This is a genomic window from Clostridium sp. CAG:265 (genome assembly GCF_000436575.1).
GTDB classification, from domain to species: Bacteria; Bacillota; Clostridia; order Clostridiales; family Clostridiaceae; genus Clostridium; species Clostridium lentum.
In genome coordinates this window covers 107,565-127,131 of record NZ_FR886641.1, presented here as the reverse complement: position 1 = coordinate 127,131, position 19,567 = coordinate 107,565, and the positions used below count along the sequence as shown (strand labels likewise).

Annotated in this window: 18 protein-coding genes and 1 pseudogene; 5 read left to right on the top strand and 14 right to left on the bottom strand. The window is 28.3% G+C overall.

Annotated features, from left to right (window positions below):
- The 3 genes from Q5O29_RS10745 to Q5O29_RS10735 are packed head-to-tail and all read right to left on the bottom strand — an operon-like array spanning position 1 to position 2,940.
- Positions 1-1,011, bottom strand: coding sequence for an iron ABC transporter permease (locus Q5O29_RS10745; protein WP_022212947.1), 1,011 nt, complete (start codon positions 1,009-1,011; stop codon positions 1-3).
- The gene (locus Q5O29_RS10740; protein ID WP_022212946.1) at positions 1,011-2,003 is read right to left on the bottom strand and encodes an iron ABC transporter permease; all 993 of its coding nucleotides are present in this window, start codon (positions 2,001-2,003) and stop codon (positions 1,011-1,013) included. The genes Q5O29_RS10745 and Q5O29_RS10740 overlap by 1 nt, the downstream gene beginning before the upstream one ends.
- Complete coding sequence (locus tag Q5O29_RS10735; RefSeq protein WP_022212945.1) at positions 1,990-2,940, bottom strand: iron-hydroxamate ABC transporter substrate-binding protein; 951 nt, start codon at positions 2,938-2,940, stop codon at positions 1,990-1,992. Before Q5O29_RS10735 ends, Q5O29_RS10740 begins: the two co-directional genes overlap by 14 nt.
- Before the next feature lie 199 nt (positions 2,941-3,139).
- Here Q5O29_RS10735 and Q5O29_RS10730 point away from each other — a divergent pair, with 199 nt between their 5' ends.
- Both Q5O29_RS10730 and Q5O29_RS10725 read left to right on the top strand, forming a co-directional pair.
- On the top strand, positions 3,140-4,144 hold the full coding sequence (locus tag Q5O29_RS10730; RefSeq protein WP_022212944.1) for an AraC family transcriptional regulator: 1,005 nt from the start codon (positions 3,140-3,142) through the stop codon (positions 4,142-4,144).
- 89 nt (positions 4,145-4,233) lie between these two features.
- On the top strand, positions 4,234-6,156 hold the full coding sequence (locus Q5O29_RS10725; protein WP_022212943.1) for a sensor histidine kinase: 1,923 nt from the start codon (positions 4,234-4,236) through the stop codon (positions 6,154-6,156).
- Positions 6,157-6,279: 123 nt separating this feature from the next.
- On the opposite strand, the pseudogene Q5O29_RS10720 reads toward Q5O29_RS10725, so the two are convergent.
- The 7 genes and pseudogenes from Q5O29_RS10720 to Q5O29_RS10690 all read right to left on the bottom strand — a co-directional run.
- Positions 6,280-6,621 (bottom strand): annotated as a pseudogene (locus Q5O29_RS10720) (sensor histidine kinase); the annotation flags it as partial.
- On the bottom strand, positions 6,618-6,785 hold the full coding sequence (locus Q5O29_RS10715) for a hypothetical protein (protein WP_302630844.1): 168 nt from the start codon (positions 6,783-6,785) through the stop codon (positions 6,618-6,620). The pseudogene Q5O29_RS10720 and the gene Q5O29_RS10715, both read right to left, overlap by 4 nt.
- Before the next feature lie 418 nt (positions 6,786-7,203).
- Positions 7,204-8,001 carry a metallophosphoesterase gene (locus tag Q5O29_RS10710; RefSeq protein ID WP_022212941.1) on the bottom strand — a complete coding sequence of 266 codons (798 nt, stop codon included), beginning with the start codon at positions 7,999-8,001 and terminating at the stop codon, positions 7,204-7,206.
- Positions 8,002-8,011: 10 nt separating this feature from the next.
- A complete protein-coding gene (locus Q5O29_RS10705) occupies positions 8,012-8,923 on the bottom strand; it encodes an ABC transporter permease (protein WP_022212940.1) in 912 nt (303 codons plus the stop codon).
- Positions 8,923-10,026 carry an ABC transporter permease gene (locus tag Q5O29_RS10700; protein ID WP_022212939.1) on the bottom strand — a complete coding sequence of 368 codons (1,104 nt, stop codon included), beginning with the start codon at positions 10,024-10,026 and terminating at the stop codon, positions 8,923-8,925. Before Q5O29_RS10700 ends, Q5O29_RS10705 begins: the two co-directional genes overlap by 1 nt.
- The gene (locus Q5O29_RS10695; RefSeq protein ID WP_022212938.1) at positions 10,016-11,524 is read right to left on the bottom strand and encodes an ABC transporter ATP-binding protein; all 1,509 of its coding nucleotides are present in this window, start codon (positions 11,522-11,524) and stop codon (positions 10,016-10,018) included. Before Q5O29_RS10695 ends, Q5O29_RS10700 begins: the two co-directional genes overlap by 11 nt.
- A 108-nt stretch (positions 11,525-11,632) precedes the next feature.
- A complete protein-coding gene (locus Q5O29_RS10690; RefSeq protein ID WP_022212937.1) occupies positions 11,633-12,691 on the bottom strand; it encodes a BMP family protein in 1,059 nt (352 codons plus the stop codon).
- 306 nt (positions 12,692-12,997) lie between these two features.
- Here Q5O29_RS10690 and Q5O29_RS10685 point away from each other — a divergent pair, with 306 nt between their 5' ends.
- Positions 12,998-13,684, top strand: coding sequence for a cyclic nucleotide-binding domain-containing protein (locus Q5O29_RS10685; protein WP_022212936.1), 687 nt, complete (start codon positions 12,998-13,000; stop codon positions 13,682-13,684).
- 150 nt (positions 13,685-13,834) lie between these two features.
- Here the strand turns inward: Q5O29_RS10685 and Q5O29_RS10680 are convergent, their stop codons facing one another.
- Both Q5O29_RS10680 and rbr read right to left on the bottom strand, forming a co-directional pair.
- The gene (locus Q5O29_RS10680) at positions 13,835-14,470 is read right to left on the bottom strand and encodes a nitroreductase family protein (protein ID WP_022212935.1); all 636 of its coding nucleotides are present in this window, start codon (positions 14,468-14,470) and stop codon (positions 13,835-13,837) included.
- 380 nt (positions 14,471-14,850) lie between these two features.
- Positions 14,851-15,429 (bottom strand): rubrerythrin, encoded by a 579-nt coding sequence (gene rbr, locus Q5O29_RS10675; RefSeq protein ID WP_022212934.1) that lies wholly within the window; start codon positions 15,427-15,429, stop codon positions 14,851-14,853.
- 379 nt (positions 15,430-15,808) lie between these two features.
- Here rbr and Q5O29_RS10670 point away from each other — a divergent pair, with 379 nt between their 5' ends.
- On the top strand, positions 15,809-16,573 hold the full coding sequence (locus tag Q5O29_RS10670; protein WP_022212933.1) for a DeoR/GlpR family DNA-binding transcription regulator: 765 nt from the start codon (positions 15,809-15,811) through the stop codon (positions 16,571-16,573).
- 79 nt (positions 16,574-16,652) lie between these two features.
- On the opposite strand, the gene Q5O29_RS10665 is transcribed toward Q5O29_RS10670, so the two are convergent.
- Positions 16,653-17,417, bottom strand: coding sequence for an EFR1 family ferrodoxin (locus Q5O29_RS10665; RefSeq protein WP_022212932.1), 765 nt, complete (start codon positions 17,415-17,417; stop codon positions 16,653-16,655).
- A gap of 197 nt (positions 17,418-17,614) precedes the next feature.
- A complete protein-coding gene (locus tag Q5O29_RS10660; protein ID WP_022212931.1) occupies positions 17,615-18,451 on the bottom strand; it encodes a PHP domain-containing protein in 837 nt (278 codons plus the stop codon).
- Positions 18,452-18,660: 209 nt separating this feature from the next.
- Here Q5O29_RS10660 and fba point away from each other — a divergent pair, with 209 nt between their 5' ends.
- The gene (gene fba, locus Q5O29_RS10655) at positions 18,661-19,524 is read left to right on the top strand and encodes a class II fructose-1,6-bisphosphate aldolase (RefSeq protein ID WP_022212930.1); all 864 of its coding nucleotides are present in this window, start codon (positions 18,661-18,663) and stop codon (positions 19,522-19,524) included.
- Positions 19,525-19,567: the final 43 nt, after the last annotated feature.

The following is a 19,567-nucleotide window of genomic DNA, read 5'->3' as shown; positions in this document are numbered from 1 at the left end:
TTATTTCTCCTTCATCATTAAATAAATAAAATATGGTACTCCAAATATTGATACTGTTATTCCCACTGGAATTTCAATTGGAGAAAATAAATTTCTCGAAACTGCATCTGCAATAAGTACTATTACTATACTTATCATTGCTGATACTGATATAAACTTTTTATGATAAGGTCCCACTAATTTCTTTGCAATATGTGGTGCTATAAGTCCTAAAAATCCAATATTTCCTGCAAAAGCTGTGGCAGTTCCTGCTAAAACAACTGCTAAGCTTAAGAATTTTTTTCTTTCTTTTTCTATATTTAATCCCAGTGATATGGCAAGTTCATCTGAAAGATTTAAAACATCTAATTTTTTATGGTTTAATAAAACCAATATAAACATTACAGCTACTATTGGAACAATCACTTTTACATAGCTCCATCCTGATCCCCAAAGACTTCCTGATGTCCATATTAATACTCTGTTATAATCTCCTACTCCACCTCTAAATGTAAAGAAAATTATAAAAGCATTAAGTGCTGCATTTAATCCAATTCCTATAAGTAATAACCTTTTAGGTCTTATTCCTTCATGAGTTGTTGACATCATATAAATTATAATAGCTGTAACTGATGCACCTACTATGGCCATAAATGGCAGTACAAATATTGAAAGTTGTCCTAATTCACTATAATAAGCTCCTGTAGAATATGTAATGAATAATACTGCTGCCACTGCTGCACCAGCGTTTATACCTATTATTCCTGTATCAGCTAAATCATTTTTAGTGATGGTTTGAAGTATTGCTCCTGCTGTTGATAATGCAATGGCAACAAATGCTCCCACTAAAAGCCTTGGTAATCTTATACTTAATATTGCTGTATTTTGAAGTTTACTTCCATTTCCAAGTAAAGTATTTATAACTTCTAAAGGTGTAACCTTATATGTACCCCAACATAGGGACACTCCAAAGGAGATTATTAATAAAGCCATTAAAATCACTAACACTATTTTAAATTTATTTTTCTTCATTATCCTCTCTCCTTTCTAGCCACTGAAATAAAGAATGGTATTCCTATAATTGCTGTAAATACTCCAATAGGAGTTTCATATGGATTAAATAACATTCTTGCTGCAATATCAGCATAAGTTAAAAGCACCGCTCCAAGTAAAAATGAACAAGGAATATTTTTTCTATAATCTTCACCTAAAATCTTTCTTACTACTTGAGGGATAATAAGCCCTACAAATGCTATGTTCTTTCCTACTGCAACAGCTGCTGCAATCATAGGTATCATAACCATAAGTGTAATAAATCTTATTTTTTCTGGACTTTCACCAAGACCAATGGCCACATCATCTCCAAGATTTAAAATATTTATCTTTGGTGATAATATCATTGTAATTATAAGACCTATAATTCCTACAATAAATATAAGTTTAAAATCTGCCCAAGTTGCATTTCTAAATCCTCCTGAAACCCAGAAACCTATCATTTGAGATTGATTTGTTAAAAGTCCTATTACTGTTGTTAAGGATACGAAGAATGTACTCATGGCTGTTCCTGCTAAAAGGATTTTTGCAATGGAATTATTATTTGCTTTTTTAGATATAAAGCCTAAAACTATAAGACCAGTTATAAGTGCTCCTATAAATGAAGCAATCATTACATTTTTTGTTGTTATTCCTATTCCTGCTGCATAAAAAATAGCTATTACTAAAGTTGCCCCTTGACTTACACCAAGTATAGATGGTTCTGCTATAGGATTTCTTGTAACACCTTGAATCATTGCACCTGTTACTCCTAGTATTCCTCCTGTCATTAAAACAGAAAGTGCTCTTGGAATACGAACATCTCTAACAAGCATAAGTTCTAAAGTTTCACTATAATTAAAAATACTGTTAAAAATGTCTGAAAAAGCAATATGGACGGATCCTAACCTTACGGCTAGAACCAGTCCTACTACTAAAAGTAACAAACTGCAAATCAAAAATATTGATAAACGCTTACTACTTTGTTTCATTTAACATGTCACCTATTTCATCTACTAAAATTTCTCTTCCAATTGGGCTGTATCCTTGGTTAAAGTATGGTGATGCAGGTAACACCTTTACATGACCTTCTTTAACTGCTGGTAAGTTGTTCCAAATTGCATTTGATTCCATTTGAGCTAAATCTTCATCTGTAGCTATTACAAATATGTAATCTGCTTCTATTGATGCTAATCCTTCGTATGTAACAACTGGAAGGCTTATATCAGTTTGTTCTGGCATTCCTGATGGTTTAGCTAATCCCATATCGTTATATAATACATCTCCAAATCCTGCACCATCAAACACAAAGAATTGTCCACCACTTGCTAAGAATGAAAGATATGTTGTATCTTCACCATATTCAGCTTTAATTTTATCTCCTGCTTCTTTAGCTTTTGTTTCATAATTGCTTAACCAAGTTTCAGCTACTTCTTCTCTATCAAATACTTTTGCTAAGTTTCTAACATCATCTTTCCAATTTAAAGCTTCTAATTGAATCATTACTGTTGGAGCAATTTCACTTAATTGATCATACATTTTTTCTTGAACTGTTGATATTACAATTAAATCTGGATTTAAGTTCATAACTGCTTCTATATCCATAGTATCTTGCATGCTGTATCCTAAGATTTCAGCTCCTGCTAATGTATCTTCTAAGTATGATGGGAACTTAGTGTAATCATATGCATCACTATTTGCTGTTCCTATAACGTCATATCCTAAAATTGATAAAATATCACTATTCCCACTTAAATCAACTATTCTTTGTGGATCTGCTGGTATTTCAACATTTCCTCTTACATCTGTAACTGTAATTGTATTACCTTTAGAAGAATTATCTTCTGCGCTTCCTGTATTTCCACATCCCATAAGCATTACACTTGTTACACAAGCCACTGCTAATGTTTTTAATAAATTTCTTTTCATTTATTCTTACCTCCATGTACATTTCTTTTGTTTTCCTGCTTTTTGCTATGTTCAAATTGTATATGAGAATGATTATCACTTCAAGTTATACACCTAATTTAATAATTTTATCATCTATTTGAACATTTTTTGATATAATAAATATATTATTATCAAAATTAAAGAAATGATTAAAATTAAAGAAAGTGGACTTATATAAATGATTGCTAAAAGTACAAAAGAATTTCAAAATAATGTTTTAAAAAAAATGACATTTACAGCTTATCCTAAAGATAATTACATACTATACACCAATGAAAATAAAAAAAATCTTGGCTATTTTATTAAATATACAAGAGAAGGATATTATGATTTTGGAATTGGTGATTATACTATTCCAAATGATTTTTCTATTTCATTTGAACATAATGAAGAACTTATAAAATTTGGTACTGTTTATAGTGGAGAAACTCAATTTGAGATTGAAAATAGCCCTATTTCCTCATTTACACCATCTTCTTTTTTTGTTAATGAAAAAGGGTTAAAAGGAAAGCAATCCTGGAAAAAAGGTCAACACTTTCACGGTGCAGAAATAACTATCTATAAAAAGTATTTTGATGAAATTATTTTAAAAAATTTTCCAAACAGTTTAGATTTTCATGCTTTCATTACTAATTTTACTTATAATTATCTGCCCATTGAAGTAACTGCTATTATTCAAACTTTAAGAAGTCGCGGTGAAAAAGGTCAACTTTCATCTTTATATTTAGAAAGTAAAATTTTAGAATGTATTGCTTTAATTAATTTAGAAATTCAATCATCTCCAGAAAATGTTTTTACTAACCAATTAAATTATGGACATGTAACAATTGGAAAAAATCGCACTGTAACTTTAACAGCTTCTGATGTAAATGCTATTCAAAAAGCTCATGATATTTTAACCAATGAATTTTGTAATCCACCAACTATCAGTGCATTAAGTAAAACTATTTTTTTAAATGAGCAAAAATTAAAAGCAGGTTTTTCATCTAGATATCATATGTCTATCAGCCAATATACAACATCACTTAAAATGGCTTTAGCAGAAAATTTACTCTCTACCACTGAGTTAAGCATTGATGAAATTGCAAAAAAAGTTGGCTATAACCATAGTGGTAATTTTATAAAAATGTTTAAAAAACTTCACGGAAAAACTCCATTATCTTTTAGAAAGTTAAAAAATTAATTTTTCAATCGACAAAAACTTACATTTTTTCTTTTTTTTATTTGTTATAATTATGCTTATAATTTTTAACATTTATTTTGGAGAAACATATGAAAAAATTTAAAGTATTTATTTTTTTACTAATATTCATAAGCAATTCCTTTGTTCTTAAAACAAATTCTATTTTTGCTTTAAGCACAGAAGAAAATGTATTAAACATTCTTTTTATCAGTTCATTTGATCCTAGTTTTATAAGTATTGAAGACCAATTTAACGGAATAAAAAAAGGATTAACTGCAGACTCTAATGTAATAATTCAATATATGAATTCAAAAACTTTTGATAGTATTGAAAACGAAGAAAAATTCTATAATTTACTTAAATATTCATTAGAAAACTATACTGAAATTGATGCTGTAATCGCTGGTGATGATGATGCAACAGAATTTTGTATTAAATATAGAGATGATTTATTTAAAGATATTCCCATTTCATTCTTAGGTGTACAAGATTTTGAAATATTAAATCGAGCTTTAGAATGTGATTTTTTTTCAGGAGTATATGAAGTTGAATCTATTAAAGATAATATTGAATTAATTAAAACTTTTCATCCTAATGTAGATACTATAACATTTATTGATACATATGGTATCTCAACTTATGAAGAAATTCTTAAAGATTATCCTGATATTAATTTTAAATGGATTTTAACAAAAGATAAAACTTTATCAGAAGTATTATTTACATTATCTAATCTTTCTGATAATAATGCTATAATACAACTTTACATAAATAAATTTAAAGATCTTGATAATTTTGATAAGAATTCACTTAACAAATTAATTGCTGCAAATTGTGCATCTACTCCAATTTACTCCACTTTAAATTATGATGTAGGTTATGGAAGTATTGGTGGAAAGGTAATAAATCATTTTATACAAGGAAAAAAAGCTGGCTCCATAGCATTGAATCTTTTAAATGGATATGATGCTAAGGATTTATTAATTGATGATGATACAGCAAATGAATATTATTTTGATTATAAAGCTTTAAAAAAATTTAATATAAATATTTCTAATCTACCTAAAGATTCTGTTATACTAAATCATCCAATTAATATAATAAAAGAATATAAAAATATATTTATTGCTTCATTGATATTACTGCTTGCACTTTTAAGTATGATATGCGCTTTAATTTTGTATATTATTTACAAAAAACAGTATGAAAAAGCAATTATAAATGCTATGCATAAGGCTGAAGAAGCAAACAAAATAAAAACTCATTTTATATCTAACATTAGCCATGAGCTTAAAACTCCAATTAATGTAATTATGTCTGCTATACAATTAATAAATTATAATAATATAGAGTATAATTCTTATTCTAACAATACTTTAACTATTATTGATAATAATTGTAAAAGATTATTAAGATTAATAAATAATCTAATTGATGTACAAAAACATGAGTTAGATGATACTAAACTAAATTTATCTTCTGTTAATATAGTAAATCTAATAGAAGAATTAGTTGGTTCTGTAATTCCTTATGCAAACTCTAAAAATTTAAATTTAATTTTTGATACTAATAAAGAAGATATAATCTTGAAACTCGACTCAGATAAAATTGAAAGAATCATATTAAATTTATTATCAAATGCTATTAAATTTTCTAAACCTTATGGTGAAATAAGAATAAATTTAATTTTTAAAGATTACTTATATATATCAGTGGAAGATGATGGTATAGGCATTGCTAAAGAAGATTTAAATAGAATTTTTGATAAATTCACCCAGCTTGATACTAGTTTTTCTCGAAAAAATGAAGGTAGTGGTATTGGATTATCTATTGTAAAATCATTTGTATTATTACATAATGGAGAAATTTCTGTTAAATCAGAGCTTAATAAGGGAACTAGCTTTTTAATAAAATTACCTTTAACAGAACCTTCCAATATAGAAACTGAATATACTTCATATGATAACCTTAGTGAAAATGTAAAAATTGAACTATCAGACATTTATATATAAGTAAAAAGCAGGCTAATTAACAGTATATATTAATTAGCCTGCTTTTTACTTATTATAAATTATTTATACGATCCATATTTTTTATTCTATTTAATTACAAAATTATTTTTAGGAAATACTATCATCACTATAGTTCCTTTTTACTACATCTTCTATACTAACTTCTTTTATAATATAATCCTTACCAACTTCATTACTTCTAGAGTAATATAAAACTTGTTCCACATAATTATCTATTTTATCAATTTGCATATCTATCTTCTTGGTAACATCATTATTATTATTTTCTATTAAAAGTTTGCTAGATGCTATTGGGGTTTTTATTTCATGTACCCATGTTTCAATATATTCCCTATACTCTTCTTGTATTTCTCGATAATGTTTAACATTTTCGTGCATATCTCTGCTTAATGCTTTTATTATCTTATTTATTTCTTCTGCTATTAAAAAATCACTTGCTTTCATTCAATTATATACCCAAGTCCTCTTCTAGTTTCAATGACATTTTGAATACCTAATCCATCTAACTTTTTACGCAATCTTGTTACAGTATTTGTAACTTTTATACCCACTATCGAATGTACAAAAGCCAAAACAATTGGAATACTAAAGTAAACTAAAGTTTGCATAAATATCGTCTTATTGATACTTTTCTTACTTACCCCTAACCATCTTAGTAACTATATCTTCTATCATTAAAATCATCTATAAGCTTCATTAATTCATCTTGTGATTTATCTTTATCTAATTTAAAGTTAACATTCACTCTACTTAAAATTACTTCTGCTTTATCACAAAAATCATCATTTATTACTATTGTACAAGGTTAAAATATTTTTCATATTTATCTCCTCTTTTCATATTCTTTATAATAAAAAAATAACTAATGAAATATATTTCTATATTACATTAGTTATTATATCTTTATCTTATCTTTACATCATAGGGATTTATCTTTCATTAACATTACAAAAATGTAATTTAACATCTCTATATTATTTCAATGAACTTTTATGTATATTTTATAAAAACTCATACTAGTTTAATCTATTCTTTAAAATTAACTACTGTCAATAACTTACTTTCATCTAAAGCTGAAATTACTTCTACTGAAATTTTTCCTTCTTTATATTTACAAAGACTAAATCTAGGATATTCTTCAAATCTTACAATACCATTATTCTCATCATAACCTACAAAACTCAAGCTTCCTGCTGTAAAATAAGGCTTGTCTGCAAAAACACCTTTAAAGGGATGATGAGTATGGCCTGTAAAAATTCCAATAATATCACTACTATTTATAACTTCCTCAAAACTATCATCAAAATCTATTGATGGAGTAGTGAATTGATCTTTTAAAAGGTGGTGATGAAGCATTAATATGGTATCTTTTTTACAATCAGTTTTTAATTGTTTATTTATCCATTCATATTGTTCTTTTGAAATAAATCCATCACTATTTTTATAGTTGGAATTATCAAAACTTATTATCCTTAAGTCACCTATTTCTTTAACAACATTATAGGATTTATTAGATTCCTTATTAAACCAACCCTTATAAAAAGCTTCTTTATTATCATGGTTTCCTAATGTAACTACATATGGAATACCTTTAAACAACCTATCTAATTCATATTTTAAAACTTTATAGTCTTCAGCGCTCCCTGACTCTACTAAGTCACCAGTAATAATAATAAAATCTATAGTTTTTAAATCTACTTTCTTTAGACAACTTTTAATTTGTTCTACAGGGTTTGTCATATTATTAAAAATAGAATTATATCCTTTTTCAGCTTTATGATATTTTCTTAAAAAGTGAATATCTGATAAGTGTAAAAACCTCATACTTATTCACCTACTTATTTTTCTTTTTTCTTTTATTTTGTATGCTAAATAATATAAGTGCAACAATTGTTGCTACATAAGGAATAGATGCAGTAATTTGTGTTTTTAATGATGTATTTTGAAGTACGTTTCCTGCTGCTTGTGAAAATCCAAAGAATAAACTTGATAAAAGAACTCCTATTGGATGAGACTTTCCTAAATTATTAGCAGCCATGGCAATATATCCACGTCCTGAAGTCATATTTTGCATAAATAAAGTTACAGTTCCCATAGAAAGAAGAACTCCACCTAACCCGCATAATATTCCAGATAAACTTATTGTTAAGAATTGATACTTTTCTACTGGAGTACCAAGACTTCTTGCAGCTTCTTTATTAATTCCTATAGCACGTAATCTATAGCCTAATACTGTTTTATATAAGAAAATATATATTCCTATTGCTAATATAAAAGCTAAATAATCAATAAATGTTAAACCTGAAAGAATAGTTCCTAATACAGGAATATCTTTAATTATAGGTAAATCAATCTTTGGAAGACTAACTAAACTTGGATCTGTAAATACTCCCTTTGTTTTGAAAATTATATAAAGTAAGTATGTTGTAGCTCCACCCATCATGGTATTAGTAGCCATACCAACAACAACTGGAGATGCTTTTAGCTTAATAATACAAAATCCTACAATGGCAGAAACTATCATTCCACTAATTGCTCCTGCAAGAACAGATAAAAATACATTATGAGTATAATAATTGGCAACAATGCTGAAGAATGCTCCTGTTAACATTGTTCCTTCCATTGCAATATTAAAAATACGTACTCTAGTACATATAGCTGCAGCTAAAGTTACTAATAAAATAGGTGTCATCATACGAAGAGTTGAATTAGCCACCACTGCTAAATAATCTATACTTAACTCCATTATTTTACTCCTTCCTTATCCGTTGTATTTTGTTTCTTCTTATACCACTTAACAGCAAACTTTGCAGTGATTAATAAAGTAATTATACCTTGAATAATTGTTGTTACTTCTGATGGTACTCCCATACTACGCTCAATGGTACTTCCCCCTGTAGTAATTCCAGCTAAGAAAATACCACTTACTAAAATACCAACTGGATGATTGCTTGACATTAATGAAGCTATAATACCAGTCCATGCATATCCTGGAGATGTAATCATATTATCTACGTAACGATATCTTGTACCTAAAACTTCACATGCACCACCTAGTCCAGCTAAAGCTCCACTAAGCATTAATACATAATACATCATTTTAGTACTATTAACTCCACCATAATTTGCAAAATTAGCGTTTAAACCTCCCATTTTTGCTTTATATCCGAAGCTTGTTCTTTTCATTATGAAAAGTACAACTAAAACACAAATAACCGCAATTACAAATCCCCAGTGCAATGAATATCCTTCAAACATTTTAGGTAAAATGTTGTCTATTAATTTTTGAGTTTGAATTGCTGAAGAATCTGCTCCTAAAGGATCTTTTACTACATATGTTGTAAAGTAAGAAGCTATGTAATCAGCAATATAATTCATCATAAGTGTTATAATAAGTAAATCTAATTTAAATCTTTCACTTACATAAGCTGAAATAAGTGAATATAAAACACCTACTAAAGCTCCACTAGCAAGAGACATTGCCACAACAAAAGCTGGTGGTCCTGGACATATAACTGCTACAACCGCTGAAGTAAAAGCACCTAAAACCATTTGCCCTGCTGCACCTAAACTTGAATAACCAGATCCCCAAGCTAATGCACCAGCAAGCCCGGCAAATATAATTGGAACTGAACGTGTTAATGTGGTAGTTAAATAATAAGCTGAACCAAATCCACCTTTAAACATTCCTATGATCGCTTCAAAAGGATTAAATCCTGAAAGTGCAATAATTACTCCACCTAATAACAATCCAACAAATATAGCTTGCAATGGATGTTTTAATGGTTCAAATACAGCTAAAAATTTACTTTTTGCACTGCCTTCCAATAACGAGTTTTTACTTTTCATTATTTTTACCTCCTACCATTAAAAGACCTAATGCCTTTTCATCAATGCTTCCTCTTTTAAATTCACCAACAATTTCACCATCATAAATTACATAAATTCTATCACTTAAATCCATAATTTCACTTAATTCAGAAGATACTAATAAAACACTATCTCCACTATTTCTCTTTGCAACAAGCTGATCATGTATAAACTCTATAGCCCCTATATCAATACCTCTTGTAGGTTCACAAGCAATAATAAGAGGCGTCTCCATGGCCATCTCTCTTGCAACAATAAGTTTTTGTGCATTTCCACCTGATAGTTCTTTTATTTTTTGCGAAGGTGAATCTGCTTTAACAAGGAATTTAGAAATTAATTCTTTTGCATGAGATGTAACTTTTTGAATATTTAATATTCCCCTTTTAGAAAACTCTTTAGTATCCTCAAATCCCATTAAGGCATTTTCAGCTAAAGTAGCTTCTGGTGCACTTCCCCACATATAACGATCTTCTGGAATATGTGCAATACCAGCTTCTCTTATGTTCATTACAGTTTTATTTGTAATATCTTTTTTATCAATAGTAACTTTACCACCATCAACCTTTTCTAACCCTGTAATACATCTAATAAGCTCAGATTGACCATTTCCAGATACACCTGCAATACCTACTATTTCACCTTTTTTAATATGTAAATTAACTTTATTTAAAATATTTTTATCATGCTCACCTTTTAAAGTTAAATCTTTAACTTCTAAAAGAACTTCTTTAGTTTCTTTTTCAGGGATTACCCTATTGGCAATTTGTCTTCCTACCATTAAATAAGATAATTCCTCAACACTTGTATCCTTTTTTAATTTTTCAGCAACAACTTGACCAAGTCTCATTACTACTACTCTATCTGCAACTTCCATAACTTCATGAAGCTTATGAGTAATAATTATTAAGCTTTTACCCATTTTAGCTAATTGCTTCATTGTTTTTAAAAGCTCGTCTACTTCAATAGGTGTAAGAACTGCTGATGGTTCATCAAAAATAATAATATCTGCATTTTGATAAAGAGTTTTTAAGATTTCAACACGTTGTTGAAGTCCTACAGGACACTCTTCCACAATAGCATTAGGATCCACCTTTAACATATAACGCTTTGAAAGTTCTTCAACCATTTGAATATTCTTTTTATAATCAAAAAATACTCCTTTTTTCATTTCATTTTTATATACAATATTTTCTGCAACAGTCATTGATTCAAAAAGCATAAAATGTTGTTGAACCATACCTATTCCTTGTGCCATTGAATCTGATGGATTATGGAAGTTCATCTTCTTTCCATTTATAAATATTTCTCCAGAATCTGGTTTTTCTAACCCATAAAGAATCTTCATTATTGTAGATTTTCCAGCACCATTTTCTCCAACAACAGCAAGTATTTCTCCTTTATTTAGATTAATATTAACCTTGTTATTAGCTACAACATTGCCGTAGGTTTTAACAATATTTTTCATTTCTAAAATCATGTAAAACTTACTCCTTTTCTAAATTAATTTAGGAAAATATAATAAAAGGCAAAGCGAAAATTGCTTCACCTCTTTATATAACTGCACTACGTGCTTATTATATTCTTATTAGTTTGCAGATTCTTCAGGAACTTCAATTACTAATTCTCCTGAAATAATTTTTTCTGCTGCTGCTTTACCAGCTGCTAAAACTTCATCAGTCATAATTTCTGTGTTTCTATAGTTCATTTCTTCTGGAGAAACACCAACAACTCCAAATGCACCTTCTTTTAATCCAAGAACTTGTGCACCACCATTTAACCCATTAACTAAGAATCTATCAATTATAGTATTCATAACTGCTCCAGTATTCTTTAATAATCCACTTATTATACTTGGGTTTTCAGAAGTTGTTTGATCAATACTTAACCCTGTTGTGTATATTGGTGTACCTTTTTTAGCTAATTCTTGAGCAGCTTGATATATACCTGAGTTTGCACTAGCAGATACTCCACCAAATATAAAATTAGCCCCTGCAGCTTTTTGTTGTAATGTATATTCATAAGCTAAGTTAGTATCACTGTAAGAGTTTGTATAGTTATACATAAATTTAGCTGCTGGATTAACAGATTTTACTCCTTCTGAGAATCCATATCTATATTTGTATGTAGCTTGTGTTTGGAATGATGATATATATCCATATAAGCTTTCGTTAGGGAAAGCTGTTCCAATCATTGCTCCTAAAACGTATGAACCTTGTGCTTCATCAAATCCAAAGCTTGTTACTTTTTCATTAGACGCAGTTGTATCAATTACAGCATATTTTGTATTTGGGAATTTGTCAGCAGCAGCACTAAATGGATCAGCAGCTTGCCAACCTATACCTATAATTAAGTCATATCCTTCATTTGATGCAGCAATTGTATTTTCTTCCCATGCTGCAGTATCTGTACATTCAATTGATGTCATTTTAAATCCATATGTTTCGCTTGCTTTTTTTAAAGCTTCATATGCTTGAAGAATAAACTGTTCTGTTCCTATTGTATCTGAAATTAGAGCTACTCTTAATTTAGAATAATCTCCATTATTTCCTTCACTTCCTGCTGATTGATTGTTGCTTGAATTAGAACATCCAGCAAAAAGAAATACAGTCATAACAAGTAATAAAGACTTTACTATTTTTTTCATTATTTCATCTCCTATAGTTCATTTATCAATTATATTATAATTATTATAAACACAAAAAAATATGACGCAAGTCATGTTTTTACGAAAAAATCTGTATATTTTTTTATTTTTTTTATTTATCATTCGTATTTTTCCTGTAAAATCGTCTTTATTAGCCATATTTTCAGCATTTTTTTAATATAATTATATTTTCTTTCACTTATTAACTTACATCTTTATTGTTATATATTTTTTGTTATGCTAAAATATTTACTATAAATTAACGAACAATTAATAATTAATCTACATATATATGGGGAGGAAATTATGGCAAAAGTTAAGAATAAGGCATTATTAGATGAATATATAAATAGCACAGGTATAACTAAGCTATTTTCACAAAATATTAGTAAATATTTAGATTTATTTTCATTTAAAAAAGGTGACTTTTTAATTAACGAAGGAGAATGTTCAGAATATCTATTTTTTTTAGTAAGTGGAACTATTAAAGTTTTTTCATACTCAACATCTGGTAAAGTAATGTATTTATCTCATTTTAATTCATTTGAAATTATAGGTGAAGCTTGTAGCCTTTGGCAAAAATCCCCAACCGCTTCAGTTCAAGCAACTTCAATGGTACACTGTATAGGCATATCTATGAAATATAGACAATTACTTCTAAATGATATTATCTTTTTAAGATATATTTGTGAAAATCTTAGTGAAAGACTTAGCTATATGAATAATACTACTTGTACAAATCTTTATGAATCCTTAGAAAGTAGATTAGCATCTTTTATATTAAGAACTGAAAAAAATGGAGTATTTTCTTATAACTTAACAGAATGTGCAGAACTTCTATGTGCAAGCTATCGTCACTTATTAAGAGTAGTTAACTTATTTTGTAATACAAATATACTATCTAAAGATGGAAAGTCTTACACCATTTTAGATAGAGATTATCTAATAAAAATTGTATCAAATTCTCATAATACTGATAATAAAAGGAATTAATACTACTATTGCACTTACTGCTGATAATATACACCCTAGATAGGTAAGATATTTATCTATTTCCTTTTGAGCTTTTTAAACTTCAAAATTAATGCTCTATCTTAACTAATAGAAAAAAATCCTGAAGCTTAAATTACTTCAGAATTTTTTTTAGATAAATGTTACAACCTCTTCTAATGGCTTTCTTTTAGGACTATCTGGTGTTTCATCTGCTGGAACTCCTAGTGAAATTATGGACATTAATGAGTATTCAGGTTTTTCAAAATTGATTATTTCTTCAATTTCTTTTTTAGCATGAGCTGGACCCGTCATATAGCAAGCACCGTATCCCATAGCTGTTGCTGCTAACATAAAGTTTTCTACTGCTGCTCCAATTCCTTGTGCTGCAGATTGTGTAGATTTCATAACTTCTATTATATCTTCACCTACATTATTTTCTCTTAATATTTTCTCTTCCACCATCTTATATTCATTGGCATAAACTAATATGGCACATGATGATCTTTGGAAATTAATATAATAAGGCAATACTCTCATAAATTTTTTCTTTTCATCTTCATTTTTAGTTAATGAAGCAATATATTCATGACTCTTGCTTACTGCCTCAGCCATTTTATTTATTATTTCTTTATCTTGTACCACTACAAAATGCCAATTTTGTTGATGCTTTGGTGATGGTGCATGAGTTGCTGCATCTAACATCTTTAGTATATCTTCCTTTGGAATTACTGCATCTTTATAATCTCTTATACTTTTTCTCTTATAAATAAAATCTAATTCTGACATTAAACCTGCTCCTTCATAATAATATTATCATTAATTTTATACTATTTTCACATAATTAACAAATTTATAATAACATCTATAATAGTGCATTTTATATTTGATAATTATTAATTTATCATTGAGCATTAGTTAATAAAATTTCAAAATTATTGTTTCTTACTTTAACTAGCTTTTTTCTTTGTACTAATGTAAACTTTTCCAAGGAGTGATAATAATGGCTGGAATCAACAATGGATTTTTATTGAAGTAAAATAGTTCATGAATTATGAACTTATATTTAAATGATAAATTTAAGTAATAAACTCCCCTAGGGGAGTTTAAAAAATATAATTTAAAAGCTCTGTGAGTTTTGTCATTCATAATTCATCATTAATTTATAATTATTCATTATAAACTTTAAAGTATCCTTGTGGGTGTAAGCATGCTGGACACGACTTTGGTGCTTCTTTCCCTTCATAGATGTATCCGCAATTAGTACACATCCATAGCACTGATTCTTCTTTCTTAAAAACAGTATGATTTTGCAAGTTATTAATTAGCTTTTTATATCTCTTTTCATGATTCTTTTCTACCTCTGCAATTCTTTCATAAGCTGTTGCAATAACAGAAAACCCCTCTTCTCTTGCTTCCTTTGCAAACTCTGGATAAAGAACTGTCCATTCTTCATTTTCTCCTGATGCCGCAGCTTTTAAATTATCTAAAGTATTATCATGATATGATACTGGATAAGTAGATGTTATCTCAATCCCCTCATCTTTAAAATCTTCTTTTAAGAATTTATAAAATCTCTTGGCATGCTCTTTTTCTTGCTCTGCTATTTCCATTAAAATATTAGCAATTTCCACATAACCTTCTTTTTTAGCTAAGCTTGAATAATAAGTATATCTCATCCTAGCTTGTGATTCTCCTGCAAATGATTTTAATAAATTTTCAGCGGTTCTTGTCCCTTTTAACCTCATAAAATACACTCCTTAATTAACAATTATTCTTTACTGTAAATTATATCCATTTTATTCCATTTTAAAACTAGTTTTGAAAATTTTATAGACTTATATTTCTTTTCACATAATAATTGTTCAGCATATTTATAAAATCAAAAAAGTAGATAGACTTATTTCTACCTACTTTCCTTATTAACAATAAATCATATTCTGATAAAATTAATTGACTATTCACACCAACCTTCTCATAAAAACTATCTTCTTCATATATTCTCCCTCTTTATCATTTACTATCATTTATTATCATTTTATACTATTTATTCTACTTAGTCAATTGAACTCCCATTTTTTTTATAATATAATGATAATAAATAATATTAATAAGGGGCTGCATATAATGTTTACTGAGGAACGTCATGAACATATTTTAAATTTATTAAATAACAACGGTAAAGTTCTAGTGAAAGATTTAAGTAAAGAGTTTAATGTCAGCGAAAGCATGATTAGAAAAGATCTACAATTTTTAGAAAAGAAAAATTTATTGCAGCGCACCTATGGTGGTGCCATTAATATAAAACAATCCTATTCAAATGTAGAATCATTTAACAAGAGAGTTTCTAAAAACATAGATTTAAAAGAAAAGTTAGCCATTAAAGCCTATAATGAAATTACTGATAAAGATACCATCTTTCTAGATGCCTCTACTGCTTCCTATATGATTGCTAAATTAATTGTAAAAAACAACAAAGATGTAACATTAATTACAAATATGCTTGAAATATCATCACTTATACCTGAAAACTGTAAAACAAACTTTATTTTTATTGGTGGTGACTACAATCCATTTGTTGGTGGAAGTATTGGTTCTCATTCTATTGCACAAATCAAACAATATCGATGTACAAAAGCTTTTATTGGATGTACAGGTATAAGCCTAGCTGATGGTGTTGTCAGTACAGCTCTTTCAGAAGATGCTTATACTAAAAGTGCCATAATGAGTATTTCTAAAGAACTTTATATCGTAACATTAAATGAAAAATTCCAAACTACTGGCAGTTTTATCTTTGCAAATATTTCTGACTTTAATGCCATAATAACAGAAAGTCAACCTGAAAAATCAATACTTAAATTACTTGGTGAAGCTTACATTACTTTAATTTAATATATTATAGACTTTATATTAAGAGAGATACATAAACTTAATGTATCCCTCTTAATTTCTTAGTAACCTATATTTTTTATTAATACTTTTTGAAATTAGGTTCATATTTATCATAAACTTTCTTCTTATATAAAAATGCATTTCTTGGACAACTATTCATACACCTTTGGCATAATAAGCATTTATCATTAAATCTTACTTTATTGCTTATATGAATACTTTTTCTTGGACATCTAATTTCGCACATCCTGCAATGAATACATTTTTTCAAATCAACTTCTATATTTTTTATTAATCTTTTTGTGATATAGGGATAAAATATTTTATAGACTGCTCTTACAAAATCTACTTTTAAAAAATTTGTATGATATATTTTTTCTTCACCACTTAAAAAATCTTCTATAGCTTTACTTCCCACCTTAATAGCATCTTTTATCCGTTTTTCTTCTTCATCTTTAGGTGTCTTTTTAAACATAAAGTTATAAAAATTATTAGGCATCTGTACAAATTGGCAGTATTTCACATTAAGAAAAGAAGCTCTATTTAAAACATCTTGAAAAGCCGATGATGGCTCATTGGAGGATTGAGTGGAAAATAACATGCACCTACCTGTATATCCATATAAATTCTTCCTTATATAGTTAACTAATATATCTGGATATAAATCAACATATATAGGACCCCCTATAACTATATATTTATAATTACATGGAAGTACAGTATCTTCTTCAATGTTTATCAAATCTGTATATATATTCTTCTCTTCCAACTTTTTTTTCATATTACATGCTACAAATTTTGTGTTGCCTGTACCTGAAAAATAAATTATAGCAGCTCTTATCATTTTCTAACCACCCTCTTTATAAAATAAACACCCTTATAACATATTATAGTGTTAAAGGGTGCTTACTATATCAAGTTTTTACTTTGTTATTATAATAAATTTCACTGCATAAAATTTTTATACTAGTATCTTTGTAAACTCTAGATTCTTGTCCTCTAATCTATTAATAAAATTACCTAAAATGTATATTCTTTCTATTAAATCATATCTTTTAAATTTAATTCAGAACTATCTTTCTTAACTGCTCCTATATAGTATTCAATGCCCTTACTTACAGCTCCAAAATCTCCATGGCTATCTGAACCTACGGTTATAATCATATTATTATTCTTACAAAATTCTATACAAGTTTCTGTCATCATCTCACTATTGGCAGGGTAATAACATTCAACTCCATCAATACCTATACTTTTAAACTTCTCTAACTTTTCTAATACCTCTTCTTTAGTATTATTTTTATAATAATTACATGGATGTGCTAAAACTACATATCCATTAGCTTCATGAACAGCGTCTATCACTTCTTCAACAGTTGGATAATCAAAATACTCATGCCCACATTTATATTGTCCATAATATTTTACACCTTCGAACAATTCACTAGTTATACCTCTGTCAAATAAATAATGAATTCCCTTCCAGCCTCCTTTTCTTCTATCATAATCATATGCTTCATAATCTTCACTGCTTATATTTTCATAATCATTTTCCATTCTCTTTATAAGCTCAATACTCGTTTCTAATAATTCATTTTTTGCTTTATGAACTAAATTAAATAACTTCTCATTATCCTGAAAGTTATATGCTAAGATATGTACTACTATATCTTCAAATCTTGCATCTATTTCTACTCCTCTAATAACATTAATACCAAATTCTTCAGCTGCTTCTTTAAGCTCCGTATATGAATCTAAAACATTATGATCAGTAATTGCTATTAATTGAACATTTCTTTTTTTTGCATCCTCCACTATTTCTCTTGGAGACATTGTCCCATCTGAATAATAACTATGCATATGTAAATCTGCTAACATAACTTTTCTCCCCTTTTTATATTTTATTATAATTAAATTTTAATCATTTAATCTAGTATTGTCCACAATTCATACTATATAACAACTAATTTTTGTTATTTTATGTTTTCTTTCCTGTATATTTAGGGTATAATAAACTTTGGGAGAATTTTGTATACATAAGTTAAATTAATTCTCCATTAATATTTAAAGTACACGGAGGTATTGCCATGTTAGTTTCAGCTAAAGAAATGTTAAACAAAGCAAGAGAAGGTAAATATGCTGTTGGTCAATTCAACATTAATAACTTAGAATGGACAAAAGCAATATTATTAACAGCTCAAGAAAATAACTCACCAGTAATCTTAGGAGTATCTGAAGGTGCTGGAAAATATATGTGTGGTTACAAAACAATAGTTGGTATGGTTAACGGAATGTTAGAAGAATTAAACATAACAGTTCCAGTTGCTTTACACTTAGACCACGGTAGCTACGAAGGATGTTACAAAGCTATGGAAGCTGGATTCTCTTCAGTTATGTTCGATGGATCTCACTACCCAATAGCAGAAAACATCGAAAAGACTCAAGAATTAGTAAAAGTTACTTCTGAAAGAGGATTATCTTTAGAAGCAGAAGTTGGATCAATTGGTGGAGAAGAAGACGGTGTTGTTGGTAAAGGTGAAGTTGCTGACGCTCAAGAATGTAAATCAATTGCTGATTTAGGAGTTACTATGTTAGCAGCTGGTATCGGAAACATCCACGGAAAATACCCATCAAACTGGCAAGGACTTGCTTTTGATGCTTTAGAAGAAATCAATACAGCTTGCGGAAATATGCCATTAGTATTACACGGAGGAACTGGAATTCCAGAAGATATGATCAAAAAAGCTATATCTTTAGGAGTTTCTAAAATCAACGTTAACACTGAATGTCAATTAGCATTCCAAGAAGCTACTAGAAAATATGTAGAAGCTGGTAAAGACTTAGAAGGAAAAGGATTTGACCCAAGAAAATTATTAAATCCTGGATTCGAAGCTATCAAAGCTACAGTTAAAGAAAAAATGGAATTATTCGGATCAATTAACAAAGCTTAATTTTTCCACATTAAAAGAGCTGCTTAATGGCAGCTCTTTCTTA

Coding starts and splice junctions, on each gene's coding strand:
- Q5O29_RS10740 (WP_022212946.1), bottom strand. CDS start 2,003: ATGAAACAAAGTAGTAAGCGTTTATCAATATTTTTGATTTGCAGTTTG.
- Q5O29_RS10660 (WP_022212931.1), bottom strand. CDS start 18,451: ATGTTAGCAGATTTACATATGCATAGTTATTATTCAGATGGGACAATG.
- Q5O29_RS10700 (WP_022212939.1), bottom strand. CDS start 10,026: ATGAAAAGTAAAAACTCGTTATTGGAAGGCAGTGCAAAAAGTAAATTT.
- Q5O29_RS10715 (WP_302630844.1), bottom strand. CDS start 6,785: ATGCAAACTTTAGTTTACTTTAGTATTCCAATTGTTTTGGCTTTTGTA.
- Q5O29_RS10705 (WP_022212940.1), bottom strand. CDS start 8,923: ATGGAGTTAAGTATAGATTATTTAGCAGTGGTGGCTAATTCAACTCTT.
- Q5O29_RS10695 (WP_022212938.1), bottom strand. CDS start 11,524: ATGATTTTAGAAATGAAAAATATTGTTAAAACCTACGGCAATGTTGTA.
- fba (WP_022212930.1), top strand. CDS start 18,661: ATGTTAGTTTCAGCTAAAGAAATGTTAAACAAAGCAAGAGAAGGTAAA.
- Q5O29_RS10735 (WP_022212945.1), bottom strand. CDS start 2,940: ATGAAAAGAAATTTATTAAAAACATTAGCAGTGGCTTGTGTAACAAGT.
- Q5O29_RS10745 (WP_022212947.1), bottom strand. CDS start 1,011: ATGAAGAAAAATAAATTTAAAATAGTGTTAGTGATTTTAATGGCTTTA.
- rbr (WP_022212934.1), bottom strand. CDS start 15,429: ATGAGGTTAAAAGGGACAAGAACCGCTGAAAATTTATTAAAATCATTT.
- Q5O29_RS10710 (WP_022212941.1), bottom strand. CDS start 8,001: ATGAGGTTTTTACACTTATCAGATATTCACTTTTTAAGAAAATATCAT.
- Q5O29_RS10665 (WP_022212932.1), bottom strand. CDS start 17,417: ATGATAAGAGCTGCTATAATTTATTTTTCAGGTACAGGCAACACAAAA.
- Q5O29_RS10680 (WP_022212935.1), bottom strand. CDS start 14,470: ATGTCAGAATTAGATTTTATTTATAAGAGAAAAAGTATAAGAGATTAT.
- Q5O29_RS10685 (WP_022212936.1), top strand. CDS start 12,998: ATGGCAAAAGTTAAGAATAAGGCATTATTAGATGAATATATAAATAGC.
- Q5O29_RS10730 (WP_022212944.1), top strand. CDS start 3,140: ATGATTGCTAAAAGTACAAAAGAATTTCAAAATAATGTTTTAAAAAAA.
- Q5O29_RS10725 (WP_022212943.1), top strand. CDS start 4,234: ATGAAAAAATTTAAAGTATTTATTTTTTTACTAATATTCATAAGCAAT.
- Q5O29_RS10670 (WP_022212933.1), top strand. CDS start 15,809: ATGTTTACTGAGGAACGTCATGAACATATTTTAAATTTATTAAATAAC.
- Q5O29_RS10690 (WP_022212937.1), bottom strand. CDS start 12,691: ATGAAAAAAATAGTAAAGTCTTTATTACTTGTTATGACTGTATTTCTT.